12 protein-coding genes are annotated in these 15,608 nt (G+C 34.3%); 11 read left to right on the forward strand and 1 reads right to left on the reverse strand.

What is annotated here, in order from left to right; genetic code table 11:
* Positions 1-8 precede the first annotated feature (8 nt).
* Both ade and BUA46_RS09325 read left to right on the forward strand, forming a co-directional pair.
* On the forward strand, positions 9-1,643 hold the full coding sequence (gene ade, locus BUA46_RS09320; RefSeq protein ID WP_019386529.1) for an adenine deaminase: 1,635 nt from the start codon (positions 9-11) through the stop codon (positions 1,641-1,643).
* Between the two features lie 13 nt (positions 1,644-1,656).
* Positions 1,657-2,619: a YheT family hydrolase gene (locus tag BUA46_RS09325; protein WP_019386528.1), complete on the forward strand. Its 963-nt coding sequence runs from the start codon at positions 1,657-1,659 to the stop codon at positions 2,617-2,619.
* 1 nt (position 2,620) lies between these two features.
* Here BUA46_RS09325 and BUA46_RS09330 read toward each other — a convergent pair whose 3' ends face one another.
* Positions 2,621-4,096, reverse strand: a complete 1,476-nt coding sequence (locus BUA46_RS09330) for an SLC13 family permease (protein WP_019386527.1) — start codon at positions 4,094-4,096, stop codon at positions 2,621-2,623.
* A 146-nt stretch (positions 4,097-4,242) separates the two neighbouring features.
* Between BUA46_RS09330 and BUA46_RS09335 the strand changes: the two genes are divergently transcribed.
* The 9 genes from BUA46_RS09335 to BUA46_RS09375 all read left to right on the forward strand — a co-directional run bounded on the left by BUA46_RS09335 (position 4,243) and on the right by BUA46_RS09375 (position 15,582).
* Positions 4,243-6,537 carry an FdhF/YdeP family oxidoreductase gene (locus BUA46_RS09335; RefSeq protein WP_019386526.1) on the forward strand — a complete coding sequence of 765 codons (2,295 nt, stop codon included), beginning with the start codon at positions 4,243-4,245 and terminating at the stop codon, positions 6,535-6,537.
* Positions 6,538-6,782: 245 nt separating this feature from the next.
* On the forward strand, positions 6,783-9,296 hold the full coding sequence (gene nirB / locus BUA46_RS09340) for a nitrite reductase large subunit NirB (protein WP_019386525.1): 2,514 nt from the start codon (positions 6,783-6,785) through the stop codon (positions 9,294-9,296).
* Between the two features lie 128 nt (positions 9,297-9,424).
* Positions 9,425-9,802, forward strand: coding sequence for a nitrite reductase small subunit NirD (nirD, locus tag BUA46_RS09345; protein WP_019386524.1), 378 nt, complete (start codon positions 9,425-9,427; stop codon positions 9,800-9,802).
* Positions 9,803-9,825: 23 nt separating this feature from the next.
* Positions 9,826-10,410: a DUF4202 domain-containing protein gene (locus tag BUA46_RS09350; protein WP_019386523.1), complete on the forward strand. Its 585-nt coding sequence runs from the start codon at positions 9,826-9,828 to the stop codon at positions 10,408-10,410.
* A 10-nt stretch (positions 10,411-10,420) separates the two neighbouring features.
* Positions 10,421-12,235, forward strand: a complete 1,815-nt coding sequence (locus tag BUA46_RS09355) for a sensor histidine kinase (protein ID WP_019386522.1) — start codon at positions 10,421-10,423, stop codon at positions 12,233-12,235.
* A gap of 7 nt (positions 12,236-12,242) precedes the next feature.
* Positions 12,243-12,623: a RidA family protein gene (locus BUA46_RS09360; protein WP_019386521.1), complete on the forward strand. Its 381-nt coding sequence runs from the start codon at positions 12,243-12,245 to the stop codon at positions 12,621-12,623.
* 53 nt (positions 12,624-12,676) lie between these two features.
* A complete protein-coding gene (locus tag BUA46_RS09365) occupies positions 12,677-13,345 on the forward strand; it encodes a response regulator transcription factor (RefSeq protein WP_019386520.1) in 669 nt (222 codons plus the stop codon).
* A gap of 89 nt (positions 13,346-13,434) precedes the next feature.
* Positions 13,435-13,833 (forward strand): hypothetical protein, encoded by a 399-nt coding sequence (locus BUA46_RS09370; protein WP_019386519.1) that lies wholly within the window; start codon positions 13,435-13,437, stop codon positions 13,831-13,833.
* A gap of 312 nt (positions 13,834-14,145) precedes the next feature.
* The gene (locus BUA46_RS09375) at positions 14,146-15,582 is read left to right on the forward strand and encodes an MFS transporter (protein WP_026009932.1); all 1,437 of its coding nucleotides are present in this window, start codon (positions 14,146-14,148) and stop codon (positions 15,580-15,582) included.
* The last annotated feature ends 26 nt before the right edge of the window (positions 15,583-15,608 follow it).

Raw genomic sequence — 15,608 nt, forward strand, 5'->3', positions numbered from 1 at the left:
TCACGCCATTGAAGATAAAAGGTAACATAGTCGATATTTTAAATAAACGCATTTTTAAAGGCGAAATAACTGTTGAAAATGGTAAAATTATTGCTATTTCAGAAAAAGAACATGAAGTAAATCATTTTATCATTCCTGGTTTTATTGATGCACATATTCATATTGAAAGTTCTATGTTAGTGCCTTCAGAATTTGCGAAAATTGCTGTAAAACATGGTACGGTGTCTACAGTTTCAGACCCTCATGAAATTGCCAATGTTTTAGGTATTGCAGGTGTGGAATTCATGATTGAAAACGGCAAAAGAGTTCCTTTCAAATTCAACTTTGGAGCGCCATCTTGTGTGCCAGCTACCAGTTTTGAATCGGCTGGTGCTGTTATCGATTCTAATGATATAAAAAGACTTCTTGAAAATCCTGATATCAAATATCTTGCAGAAATGATGAACTATCCCGGTGTTCTTTTCGATGATGATGAAGTCATGAAAAAAATAAGTTGGGCGAAGTATTTTAAAAAACCAATTGATGGTCATGCACCAGGACTTAGAGGAAGTGAAGTTAGAAAATACATAAATGCAGGTATTTCTACCGATCATGAATGTTTTACTTTGGAAGAAGCTCTAGAGAAACTTCAAAAGGGGATGAAAATCTTAATCAGAGAGGGTAGTGCTGCTAAGAATTTCGAAGCTTTAATTGATTTATTACGAGAGCATTATGAAAATATGATGTTTTGTAGTGATGATAAACATCCTGATGATTTAATTCTAGGCCATATCAATCAATTATGTGCAAAAGCTGTGGCAAATAAAATAGATGTTTATAAAGTGTTGCAAGCAGCTTGTGTTAATCCTGTAAAGCATTATAATTTAGATGTTGGGTTATTAAAAAAAGGAGACCATGCCGATTTTATAGTTGTTGAAGACCTTAAGCAATTTAAAACACTTCAAACCTATATCAATGGTGAATTGGTTTTTGATGGAAGTGAATCTTTAATTAAATCCGTTGCATTTAAGAATCTTAATAATTTTAATTGTAAAACCAAACGAGTTGAAGATTTTGAAATAACTTCTTCAGCAAAAAAAATCAGAGTTATTGAAGCGTTAGAGGGTCAGTTGGTGACGAATGAATTAATCGAAGAAACACTTATCGAAAACGGAAATTTAGTTTCGAATATAAAAGATGATATTTTAAAAATGACCGTTGTTAATAGATACGACGATAGCAAACCAGCCGCAGCTTTTATTAAGAATTTTGGATTAAAGGAGGGTGCTATAGCGTCGTCGGTTGGTCATGATTCACATAATATTATTGCCGTAGGCGTTTCAGATGAAGCCATATGTCAAGCCGTAAATTTAATTATTGAACATAAAGGTGGTATCTGCGCAGTATCTCATTCTGAAGAGAAAATCGTTCCGCTTCCAGTTGCAGGTATTATGAGCGATAAAGATGGTGAAACTATCGCTAAAGCTTACGCCAGTATAGACAATATGGCTAAGACATTAGGGAGTAAATTGTACGCGCCTTATATGACGTTGTCTTTCATGGCTCTTTTAGTAATTCCTTCATTAAAATTAAGCGATAAAGGGCTTTTTAATGGAAAAGATTTTAAGTTTACACCTTTAACATTAAATCATAAATCAAAATAATTCTTTAATAATAATGCCAGTAATTGAATCAACTTACAAACCCAGATTTTACTTTAAGAACGGGTTTATTTCAACTGTTTATTCAGGATTAATAAGACGCATTTCTCTGAAACAAGAACGAGAGCGAATTATTTTAAAAGACGATGATTTTTTAGATTTAGATTGGAGTTATTCAAACAAAAAAAGTGAAGAACTCGTTATCTTGTTGCATGGTCTAGAAGGTAATGGGCAACGTCCATATATTACTGGTGCTGCGAAATTATTCAATTCAAACAATATTGATGCTGTATCAGTGAATTTTAGAGGCTGTAGTGGAGAACCTAATTTAAAATTTTATAGTTATCATTCGGGTGCTACTGATGATTTAGATGCAGTTATTCAACATGCTGTTTCCAACAAAAGGTATTCAAAAATTTACTTAAAAGGTGTGAGTTTAGGCGCTAATATTATTTTGAAATATTTGGGTGAACGAAACGAAGTTCCACTAGAAGTGAAATCTGCCATTGCAGTCTCAGTGCCTTGTTATTTAGCAGGAGCCGCCAAAGAATTACATCATTTTAAAAACAAATTATATCATGACCGGTTTTTAAAACATCTAAAGCACAGACTCAAATTAAAACAAGAACAGTTTCCTGATAAACTAAGTGAAGAACAATTAAATTCAATAAAAACGTTATTGGATTTTGATAATGTATACACCGCTAGAGCTCATGGTTTTGAAGATGCGTTAGATTATTATACTAGATGCAGTAGTTTACAATTGCTTCCCAAAATAAAAACTCCAACTTTAATTATTAATGCACTAAATGATTCGTTTTTGTCTCCCGAATGTTATCCAGTAAAAGAAGCAAAACAAAATCCAAATTTGTTTTTAGAAATGCCTAATTATGGCGGACATGCCGGATTTATAGATCGAAAAAACAAGTATTATAATGAAAAGCGTGCATTAGAGTTTGTAAAAAGTAACGGTAAATAATTTAAGGAGTAGATTTAAGGTTATCGGGGAAGCCTTCAATAACAATATCCCAAAGTTCTGGCAGCACGAAATACACAAAAAAGGTTAAGATGAATATAGAAATTATATTCATGACGATGCCTTTACTTACCATATCTGGAATTCGTAAATAACCAGACCCAAAAACAACGGCATTTGGAGGGGTTGCTACAGGCAACATAAAAGCGCAAGACGCAGCTACGGCAGCACCTACCATTAATATAAACGGATGCATATCAAAAGTTAAAGCCATAGGAGCTAAAACAGGTAAAAGCATTGCGGTTGTTGCTAAGTTCGATGTAATTTCAGTTAAAAAATTCACCGCCGCAATGAGCAATAGAATTAATATCAATGTGCTTACACCTTCTAAAGTTGTCATTTGGTTTCCAATCCATAAAGCTAACCCGCTAGATTCAAAACCTTTAGCTAATGCCATTCCACCTCCAAATAGTAAAATAATTCCCCAAGGTAAATCTTTGGTGTCTTGCCATGAAATTAATTTTTTGTGTTTCGTTTTTGAAGGTATGATAAAAAGTACAATGGCAAATAAAATAGCAATAATGGTATCGTCAATTTCCGGTAGTATGTTTTTGAGTAAAAAAGATCGTGTTATCCAACAAAATGCTGTAGTGGCAAATACTACCGCAACTATCTTCTCTTCGTAAGTCATTTTCCCCAATGCATTTAACAATCGTTTAATTTCCTGTTTACCACCAGGGAATTCTTTCTGATGAAAAGAAAAGGCAAACGAAGTTAAATACTTCCAGCAAATTAATAACAGAATAATGGAAATAGGAAATCCGAAAATGAACCATTGTGAAAATGTAATTTCGTAACCATAAGTTTCTGCCACAACGCCTGCTAAAACTAAGTTTGGAGGCGTTCCTATTAAGGTTGCTATACCACCAATAGAAGCGCTATAAGCAATAGCCAACATCAAGGCTTTTCCAAAAATCAAATTTTCATCTTCATCGGTATTGGGATTATCCTTCAATTGTTTTATGATAGCAATACCAATAGGGAGCATCATTACTGAAGTTGCTGTATTAGATATCCACATGGATAAAAATGCCGTAGCAACCATAAAACCTAGGATGATTTTTTTAACATTCAATCCAATGAGATTTATAATATTAAGCGCGATGCGTTTATGTAAATTCCATTTCTCAATAGCAATTGCAATCACAAATCCGCCTAAGTATAAAAACACGAATTTATGTCCGTAAGACTCAGTAGTTGTAGCAATATCTAAACTCCCCGTTAATGTAAATAATACTATGGGAAGTAAAGCCGTAGCTGCAATAGGTATGGCTTCAAAAATCCACCAAACAGCAATCCATAAAGTCGAAGCCAGAATACCGTTAGCTTCTTCCGATAAACCTTCAGGGTAAAAAAATAAGCGAATTAAAACAAATAGAAACGGACCCAATATGAGTCCAAAACGTTTAGCGTTAGTCATGAATCGTTTTAGAGTAGTTTAATTCTTAAAAATAGTTTTTATTTTGATAGCAGCAACATTTGAGATTTTATTTAATAAATGCAATACTTAAATATAATCGATTAAATTTCATGTAAATTTTAATATCTTCATGATAAAATAGAAAAATGCCTAAATCAGCAGAAGATAAAGCGAAAACTTCAGAATCCTTTTTGAATTTAAAAACGAGTAATCCACCTAAAAATAGTGTTGGATTTACCTCAATATTAAAAGTCATCGATCAGGTAGCAAAATATATGAAGCCTGCTGATGCCTTGAGGTTGGCTTCAAAAATAAACCAAAAAGGTGGTTTTGATTGCCCAGGTTGCGCATGGCCAGATCCAGACGATGAACGCTCTTCTTTAGGAGAGTTTTGCGAAAATGGCATTAAAGCCATTACTGAGGAAGCACAAAACAAAACGATTGGCTCTCTATTTTTTGAACAATATAGTGTTGATGAATTATCCAGTTGGTCTGATTTTGAAATAGGAAAATCAGGTCGTTTGGCAGAACCTATGTTTTTAGCAGAAGGCGCAACTCATTACACACCAATATCTTGGAATGAAGCTTTTAATAAAGTTGCTTATCATTTAAATGAACTCAATCATCCTGATGAAGCGGTGTTTTACACTTCAGGCAGAACAACCAATGAAGCTGCGTTCTTATATCAATTGTTTGTTAGAGAGTTTGGAACATCAAATTTACCAGACTGTTCCAATATGTGTCATGAAGCTAGCGGAAGTGCACTTTCTGAAACTTTAGGCATTGGCAAAGGCTCGGTGGTTTTAGATGATTTATATAAGGCAGAAGTGGTAATAGTTGTTGGACAAAACCCAGGAACAAATCATCCTAGAATGTTAAGTGCACTAGAAAAGTGCAAAATAAACGGTGGCAAAATTATTGCTATAAATCCTTTACCAGAAGCAGGATTAATTAAATTTACGAATCCGCAAAATCCAATTAAGTTATTAACTGGAGGTACACAAATAGCCGATGTATTTGTACCCATAACTATAAACGGAGATGTTGCTTTTTTTAAGGCTATTCTTTTAAAATTATTAGAGAAAGAAGAAGCACATGGCGATGTATTTGATAAGGCTTTTATTGAAACTTACACTAGTGGTTACGACGCTTTTATTTCCGATTTAAAGACTTTTAATTTTGAAGCGTGTTTAAAGGCTTCGGGAGTTTCAGAGAAGGTTTTTAATGATGTTTTTGAATTGATATTAAACCACGATAAGATCATTGTATGTTGGGCAATGGGCCTAACACAACATGAAAATGCCGTTGATAATATTCGAGAAATAGTAAACTTATTATTACTTAAAGGAAGTATTGGAAAAGAAGGAGCTGGGACTTGTCCTGTGCGAGGACATTCCAATGTTCAAGGTGACAGAACGGTTGGTATTTGGGAATCGGCACCACAAGCTTTTTTAGATAAAATTGAAAAAAAATACGGTTTTAAACCTTCGCATAAGCATGGATATTCTGTTATAGATGCAATAAAAGCCATGTATTATAAAGATGCTAAAGTGTTTTTTGGATTGGGCGGAAACTTTATATCTGCTGTTCCTGATACGTTGTATTCTGCAACCGCTTTAGCCAACTGCAATTTAACGGTTCACGTCAGTACCAAACTCAATCGATCGCATTTAGTTACGGGAAAAGAAGCGTTGATACTACCTTGTTTAGGACGCACAGAAAAAGATTATCAAAAAACAGGCTTGCAAGTTCAAAGTGTAGAAAACTCCATGGGTGTGGTGTCGGCAACCAAAGGGGTTTTGGATCCGTGTTCGGATAATATTATCAGTGAAGTTGCAGTAGTTTGCGGTATTGCGCATGCCACTTTAAAAGAAAAATCAAAGATCAATTGGTTACAATACAAAGATGATTATAACCTTGTTAGAAATGATATTGAAGACGTTGTTTCTGGATTCAGCGATTATAACAACCGATTAAAAAATCCATCTGGTTTTTATCTGCCAAATGGAGCTCGAGTTAGAGAATTTAATACCAAAACAGGAAAAGCAAATTTTTCAATAAATAAGCTTCCAAAATGGTCTTTAAAAGATAATGAATTGATTATGATGACAATACGTAGTCACGATCAGTTTAATACAACAATTTACGGATTAGACGACCGATATCGTGGGGTTTTCAATGAAAGGCGTATTATTTTTATGAATCGTGAAGACATGAAAGTAAGAGGTTTAAAAGAACATGAAGTTGTTAATTTATGTTCTGAATATCAAGGCACTAAACGAAAAGCCCCGAATTTCAAAGTTGTTGGTTACGAAATTCCTAAAAACTGTTGTGCCACTTACTTTCCTGAAACCAATGTACTCGTGCCTTTAGATAGTTTTGCACACACCGCTAAGACGCCAGCATCTAAGAGTGTTAAAATTACTATTGAAAAAGTTTAGCATTTCAATAAAAACAAATCCCATTATTTTCTTTAAAAGCAATTATTGGCATATCAATTTGTGAAATTGATAATAATTGGCTTTCTACGTAAATTTCTTAGATAAACACATGATAAAATAAGTATAAATACTTAGTTTTGTTTTAAAATACGTAGTTATGTATTCGTTTGTTACAGCATTTTGATAGTATAACTATCTTCTTTAAACGAATAGCATACAACCGTTTAACAATTAAAACGAAACGAATGAAACATATTATTGTTGTTGGAAATGGGATGGTTGGCTACAAGTTTTGCGAGAAATTTGTAGAAAAAGCAGCTTCTAAAGATTTTAAGATCACAGTTTTTGGAGAAGAACCGAGACCTGCTTACGATAGAGTTCATTTAAGTGAATTTTTTGAAAACCAAGATGCCAAAGCGTTAGAAATGGCACCATTAGAGTGGTATACAGAACATGGAATCGATTTAATTGTTGGTGAACGTGTTTCTGATATCCACAGATCAAAAAAAACAATTACTACTGTAACTGATCGTGAGTTTTCATACGATTATTTGGTTTTAGCGACAGGGTCTTCGGCATTTGTTCCGCCAATTAAAGGTGTTGAAAAGGAAGGTGTATTCGTTTACCGTACCATAGAAGATTTAGAAGGTATGTTAGCTTATGCAGCCAAGATTAAAGCGAACAATCCTAATGCTAAAGCAGCGGTTCTTGGTGGTGGATTGTTAGGTTTAGAAGCTGGTAAAGCAGTTATGGATATGGGCTTAGAACCTCATATCGTAGAATTTGCTTCAAAACTAATGCCTAGGCAATTAGATTTAAGAAGTAGTCAGGTATTACAATTAAAGTTAGAATCTATTGGTTTAAATATTCACTTAAGTAAGGCAACCAATCAGATACTTGGAGACAAAGCCATTACAGGTTTAGAGTTTGGTGAAGATGATGTTCTGGATGTTGATATGTTGGTTATTTCAGCTGGAATTAGACCGAGGGATGAACTCGGTAAAACTTGTGGTTTGGAAATGGGCGTTCGCGGTGGTATTGTAGTTGATAACAAAATGCAAACTTCCGATGAAAATATTTATGCCATTGGAGAGATCGCTTTATACAATCAAATGATTTATGGTTTAGTAGCCCCAGGTTACGATATGGCTGGTGTTGCCGTAGATCAAATTTTAGGTGATAGCGATTCATTAATGCCTGATGATATTGATATGTCTACTAAATTAAAGTTGATTGGCGTAGACGTGGCGAGTTTTGGAGAACCTTTTATGCCAGCAGCAAAAGGACATTCCATAATATTTGAAAATAAAACACAGTATTTATACAAAAGAATTAATGTTAGTCTTGATGGGAAATCATTACTAGGAGGAATTCTTGTTGGCGATGCTACAGACTATAACATGCTGCATCAAATATATTTAAACGGCATGGCAATTCCTGAAGATGCATCGCAACTTATATTACCTGCAAGCGAAGGTGGGGCTTCATTTGGTAGTGTTTTAGATTTACCAGATACGGCACAGGTTTGTTCTTGCGAGAGTGTTTCTAAAGGTGATATTTGCTGTTCTATTACAGATGGTGAGAGCCATAACTTATCAGATATTGTGGCTAAAACAAAAGCAACCTCTGGTTGTGGTGGTTGTAAACCAATGGTTGTTGATTTGGTGAACGAAACTTTAAAATCGTTAGGTAAAGAAGTTAAAGAAACCATTTGTGAGCATTTTAATTTTAGTCGTCAAGAACTTTACGATTTAATTAAAATAAATAGAGTTGCTGATTATGATGAAGCATTGAATTTATTTGGAGAAGGACATGGTTGCGAGGTTTGTAAACCGTTATTAGCATCAATATTTGCAACGATAACCATGGAAACGGCCAATAGGCAACCAACTATACAAGATACCAACGATAGGTTTTTAGCGAATATTCAACGAAATGGCACTTACTCTGTCGTGCCTAGAGTTGCAGGTGGAGAGATAACTCCAGATCAACTTATTGTTATTGGTGAAGTTGCAAAGAAATACGATTTATACACTAAAATTACAGGTGGACAGCGTATTGATTTATTTGGAGCTCAAATACATGAATTACCTTTGATTTGGAAAGAATTAATAGATGCAGGTTTTGAGAGTGGACATGCATACGGCAAATCGTTAAGAACGGTAAAAAGCTGCGTAGGTTCAACTTGGTGTAGATACGGAATGCACGAGAGTGTAACGTTTGCCATAGAGATTGAAAACCGATACAGAGGCTTACGTTCACCACATAAGTTAAAAGGAGGAGTTTCAGGTTGTATTAGAGAATGTGCTGAGGCAAGAGGTAAAGATTTTGGGCTGATTGCTGTGGACGGCGGATGGAATTTATATGTCTGCGGAAACGGTGGAGCTACACCAAAACATGCTATTTTACTCGCTGAACAATTGGATGACGAAACGGCTGTGAAATACTTAGATAGATTTTTAATGTATTACATACGAACTGCTGGTCCGTTGGTTAGAACAGCTCCTTGGTTAGATAAGCTTGAAGGCGGTATTGAATATTTGAAAAAAGTAGTTATTGAGGATTCTTTAGGGATTGCAGAAGATTTAGAGCAAGAAATGCAAGGTTTAGTAAATAAATATGAATGTGAGTGGAAGGAAGCTATTGAAAACCCAGAAATGATGAAACGTTTTAAGCATTTTGTGAATTCTGATGATACAGATGATAATTTAGTTTTTGTTCCGATGAGAGGACAGAAAATGCCAAAAGCTTGGGTTTAACTAAAGAATGCAAACAGACACCGCGTTAGGGATTGCAGAAGAAAGCCCGCAGCGACAGCGAGGACTTGTAACGGAAAGCCCGACCCTTGTGGTAACGCCAATATTAAAAATATTTAAAACATAAGATTATGCAAGATATATTAAGTCAATACGAAACAGTTACTGAAAACGCAGTAAAAGAGTGGTTTAAAGTTGGTTTGACCTCAGATTTTCCTGAGAATAGTGGCGCCTGTATAAAGTATAAAACCAAGCAAATTGCGGTTTATAATTTTGCAAGAACTGGAAAATGGTATGCTTGCCAAAATTTATGTCCGCATAAAATGGAAATGGTACTTTCGTTAGGGATGATAGGCGATAAGGAAGGGGTTCCTAAAGTGGCTTGCCCAATGCATAAAAAGAATTTTTCTTTAGAAGACGGATCGAATCTTGCAGGTGAAGATTTAAAAATTGCGACCTATCCTGTTAAAATTAAAGACGGAAATGTGTATATTGGCTTCTCAGATTAAAGATTTGATTAAAACCATTCCTGATGAAACCAACAAGATTTGAAACTGCCCTTGCTTTAATAGATAAAAAAAACGCTGAAGATAAAAATACGTACCAAGTATTTGGTATTGAATACCCAAAAGAGTTGCTGTATTCGCAGCGAATGACAAGAAAGTTATTGCAGTTTAACCCTAATGCTTCTAAGGCATTACAAATTGCAGCACGCGCTCAACATATTTGTAGATGGAAAATTCCTAGAGACGAATACCCAATGGATCGTGTTGGTTACTTAAAATGGCGCGAAACCTTAAAGAAAATGCATGCTGAATTAACTGCCGAAATTCTAAATCAGGTGGGTTACGACCAACAGTTTGTGGATAGAGTTTCATTTTTAATTAACAAAAAACTCATTAAGAAAAACGAGGAAAGTCAAACGCTAGAAGACACGATTTGTTTGGTGTTTTTAGATTATTACTTTGAGGAGTTTGCAGCGAAACATGAAGAAGAAAAAATTATTGATATACTTAAAAAAACTTGGGTAAAAATGTCTGATAAAGGGCATGAAGCCGCATTACAACTCCCATTCTCTGAAAAGAGTTTAGCTTTAGTTAAGCAAGCTATATCTTAAAAATTAGCACATGACAAAACTGGGTAATTCATTAGACCAAAGAACGTTTGATAAATTACGTCGTTTATACATTATTGCTTTAAGTACAATCGCCGTTTCTATTATTGTAAGTCAGTTACTTATTCGTTCGCATTTAAGTAGACAAGAGAGCGATTCTTCAGTTATAAACGTTGCTGGAAGGCAGCGTATGTTAAGCCAGAAACTTACCAAGGATATTGTTTCACTTTCTGCTGAAACGAATACCACAAAAATAAGTCAATTAAAAGATCAGATTAGAGCGACTTTAAAGCTCTGGGAATTATCGCACGATGCACTTCAAAAAGGTAATGATAGTTTAGGACTACCTGGAGACAATAGTCTTGCGGTTAGTGAGAAATTCAAGCTTCTAAATCCGGTTTTTGATACGATACAATCGGCTACAACAAGCATTATTAATTCTCCTGTTGATAGTGAGAATGCATTCTTGGAAAAGTACAGCCCTGAAATTGAAAAGGTAAAAGCAAACGAAGGGGAGTTTTTAAAACTCATGGACGATATTGTGAACCAATACGACCTAGAGGCAGACCATAAAGTAGCTTGGTTGCGCCAATTAGAGTTATGGCTTACTATTTTAACGTTACTCATTTTATTAGGGGAATTCTTGTTTATATTTTGGCCTGCTGCGAAATCGGTAAAGTCTATTTTATCTGATTTATTAACGGCGGAAAAGCATGCTAAAAAAATGGCTTATGATGCTGATATACTAAGTATTTCGAAAGAGAAGTCGATTAAAGAACTTCGGGCATTAAGTCGTGCGATGGACGACACCTTATTATTTGCTAGAATTCTTCCTAACGGGACCATTGTACACATGGGAAATAAATTTTCGCGTTTATTTAAATATTCAAAATTTAATGATGCGACCATGATTTGGGACGTTTTATCTCATATTGAAACCGAACAACTCGCCATAGAAGATGTTATAACCAAAAACATTAAAACGGGATGGCAGGGTGAAGTCAAGGCAACAACCAAAGATAAGATTGACATATGGTTAGAGATGGCTATTATTCCTTATAATCCTACGGAAGACAAATCGGAAATTCTGATTATAGCTTCTGATATTACAATGCGAAAACAAGCACAGTTAGAAATCGACAGATTGACAACAAAAAGCTTTGAGGAAAAGATGAATCAGCAAAAGGTTATCTCGAGTAAAATTATCGAAAACCAGGAAAAGGAACAGAACAGAATTGCTAAAGATGTACACGATGGAATTGGGCAGATGCTTACTGGTTTAAAATATAATTTAGAAAGTATTGATACTAGTGATATTAATAAAGCAAAAGTTAAAATAGAGCATCTTAAAGAATTGACTTCCAATATTATAAAAGGAGTTAGAACAGCTACTTTTAATTTGACACCACCAGAATTAACCGATCATGGTATTGTTCCTGCGATTAACAAATTGGTACAAGAACTTTCGAAATTAACTGGAAAGGATATTGTGTTTTTTAATAAAACAGATTTCAATCAGCGTTTAGATTCTTTAGAAGAAATTAATATTTATCGCATTACTCAAGAGGCCATAAACAATGCTATAAAATATGCCGATTCCACTCATATTTTGGTATCATTATCGCATAGTAAAAACATATTAAGTATTGTAATAGATGATAATGGTAAGGGTTTTGACCCAAGTAAAGTGAAACACATTAAAGCAGGTGATGGTGGCATGGGGCTCACCTTTATGCAGGAACGTATAAAATATATTGATGGTAGACTCTTTTTAAATTCTGAAGAAGGTAAGGGAACACGTATTACATTAAATATTCCGCTAAAATAAGTGATTTATGAAAAGAAAACTCATAAGTACAGGCTCTACCTTTGAAGAAAAAATCGGGTATTCGAGAGCAGTAGTGCAAGGCGATTGGGTATTTGTATCAGGTACAACAGGCTATAATTACGACAATATGACCATTAGCGAAGATATAGCTGAACAAACCGAACAATGCTTACTTAATATAAAAAATACACTAGAAAAAGCCAATGCAAGTTTATCTGATATTGTTAGGGTTACTTATATTTTACCAGAAGCAAGCGATTTTGAAATGTGTTGGCCAATTTTAAGAAAATACCTTGGCGATATTAAACCTGCAGCAACTATGTTTTCGGCGAAATTAGCAGACAACAAAATGAAAATAGAAATTCAGGTCACCGCTTTAAAAAGTTGAAAAATACGTAGTATTACTTAAAATCACTACTTTTGTACTTATAATTAGTATTTATGGATATTATCAATGTAGTACTTGCAGACGACCATGTACTGGTAAGAGATGGCATTAAGGCGTTATTAGAAGACCAATCTGGAATTGTAGTGATAGATGAGGCCTCAAATGGAAAAGAGGCTTTAGAAGTGATAAAAAGGAATCAACCCCATGTATTAATTGTTGATATAAGAATGCCGGAAATGAATGGTATTGAAGTAGTTCGCGAAATCAATAATTCTAATAGTGATGTGAAGACTTTGGTACTCTCTATGCATGATTCCGAGGAATATGTGGTGCAAGCAATTCAAGCGGGTGCCGATGGTTATTTGCTGAAAGGGGCGAGTAAAGAAGAGTTTTTGAAGGCTTTAACTAAAGTGGCTTCTGGAGGTAAATACTTCACAGGTGATGTATCGGCCATTATCATGAATAATTTTGTGAATGGGAATACAAACACAGCGGTTAATCCAGTTAATACACCTAAAGAAGATCCTTTTAAACTTACCAAGCGTGAAAAGCAAATACTTAGTTTGGTTCTTCAATTGAAGAATAATAAAGATATTGCAGATGAACTTCAAATAAGCAAGCGAACTGCCGAAGTACACCGGTTTAATTTAATGAAAAAGTTGGAAGTAAAGAACTTAATGGAATTAAGTAATAAGGCCAAAGAATTTGGGTTGGTGTCTTAATTTATAATACTATGTGAAATAGATAACCTTCATTAAGATTGAATTTTATATACTTGATTGACTGGTTAATAAGATCATAAATACACAATATGGAGTTTTTTAGAATTATAAATTTAAAGACACAAGACAAGATTATTCAAGATGAATTAACTATTGAAAATCTAGAATATATTAGCAATGAGATTTTTGTTATTGGTGATCAAAATAATACTGAAGCTGATATTGGAGGTATTTGGGGTGAATTCACTTTAACTCGAACGCTTATCAAAGGAGGGCTGCGTTTTGCTTTAGTAGAATGCCCAAATGCATTAGCGTGGACAATTACAACTGGAATTCTTCCAGATCCTGACGCTGTAGTCATTCATCTAACAATAAATCGTCAACAACAAAAAGAATCATTTATTGAAGAAATTGAAGAATTTTTAGATGACCAAAGTAATTGTTTGCAAAACTTTTTCAATAAGATTTCGCAATCAAAGGTGAGATAACGAAAGTCTACAACATAATCAATTCATTATTGGTAAAAGCCTACATATGTAAGTCCTCGTGGTCTTTCAATCTGTGATTTATTTGTTAAATGAGGTGTTAAAAACGCGAATCTTTGCATATGCAAAGTCGTTGCACACATATTTATGTTGTCACAATTACAAAAATCACAACTATTTACCCTTAGATTTTATTAATTCCATAAAATCCGCATTTCTATTTTGTCAAACTCATATTTATTTACAAATACGTACGCAATTTTAAATTTAATTAAGTATTAATACTTAGTTTTGTACGTATAAAAGTACTTAATTATGAATAATACAATACCAACTAAGTCCACGACATTAAATTTATTAAATCTTAGAAACGTTTCAATACGTACATTTTGGATTACTGCCATATCCTTTTTCATGTGTTTCTTCGCATGGTTCGGGATTGTGCCTTTTATGCCAGATGTTGTTCGCGATTTGGGTTTAACACCCGATCAAAAATGGAATTCCATTATTTTGGCGGTTACAGGTACCGTATTTGCTAGATTACTTATCGGAAAATTATGTGATAAATACGGACCAAGACTTTGCTATACTTGGCTACTTATATTAGGAGCTATTCCGGTAATTCTGTGTGGTTTGGTACAAACACCTACACAATTTTTAATTTGTAGATTGTTTATTGGATTTATTGGTGCCTCTTTTGTTATTACTCAAGTACACACTTCATTAATGTTTGCACCTAATATTGTTGGAACAGCAAACGCCACATCAGCGGGATGGGGCAATTTAGGAGGAGGAGCCAACCGTTTGGGAATGCCTTTAATAGCATCGGCAGTTGTTGCTTTTGGTGTTGCTGATACCGAAGCATGGAGATACGCGATGGTAATTGCCGGAATTGTTTGCTTTTTAATGGGTCTAGTATATTTCTTTTTTACTCAAGATACTCCAGAAGGAAATTTTAAAGATTTAAAAGAATCGGGTATTGCTATTGATAAAAAGAAAGATAAAGTAGGCTTTTTAGCAGTATTGAATGATTATAGAATCTGGATATTATTTCTAGTATATGCAGCAAGTTTTGGTATCGAATTAACTGTTTATGGTACAATGGATGATTATCTTCAAAATACGTTTCAATTAGAAAGAATTACGGCCGGAAATATTGTGTTGTCTTTTGCTTTAATGAATATTTTTGCTAGAACTTTAGGAGGCTTTTTTGGAGATAAATTTGGTAAGTTAAAAGGTTTAAGAGGTCGTGTTTTGTTCCTGTCTTTTATTTTAACAGTTCAAGGTATCATGCTAGTTACATTTTCTTTAACTACGAGTATAGTTATAGGATTCATCTTTTTAATATTGTTTAGCTTAAGTGTTCAAATGGCCGAAGGCGCGACGTTCTCTGTTGTTCCGTTTATTAATAAAAAGGCGATTGGTTCTGTTTCTGGTATTGTTGGAGCAGGAGGTAATGTAGGGGCTTTTTTAGCAGCATTTTTATTGAAGTCAAAATCCGCATTAGCTGAAAAAACTGCGATTCTGGAAAATAAGGGTATGAGTGAAGAATTGTTACAAGCAGCACAATCTTCAGCTTCTTCATTAGCCGTTTCAGAAGGATATATGTTAATAGGTTTTATTGTGGTTATTATTGGGTTTCTTGCCTTAGCCATTAAGTTTTCGCCAGCAGACGAAAAGCAAGATATTCCTAGTGAAGATATGGACAACGAACTCATGGAAGGATTGCAAACTATAAAATTAAATAGCTAAATTTTTAATGTCATTATTAACGATTT

The sequence above is a fragment of the Algibacter luteus genome, assembly GCF_900141715.1.
In the GTDB taxonomy this organism is placed as follows: Bacteria; Bacteroidota; Bacteroidia; order Flavobacteriales; family Flavobacteriaceae; genus Arenitalea; species Arenitalea lutea.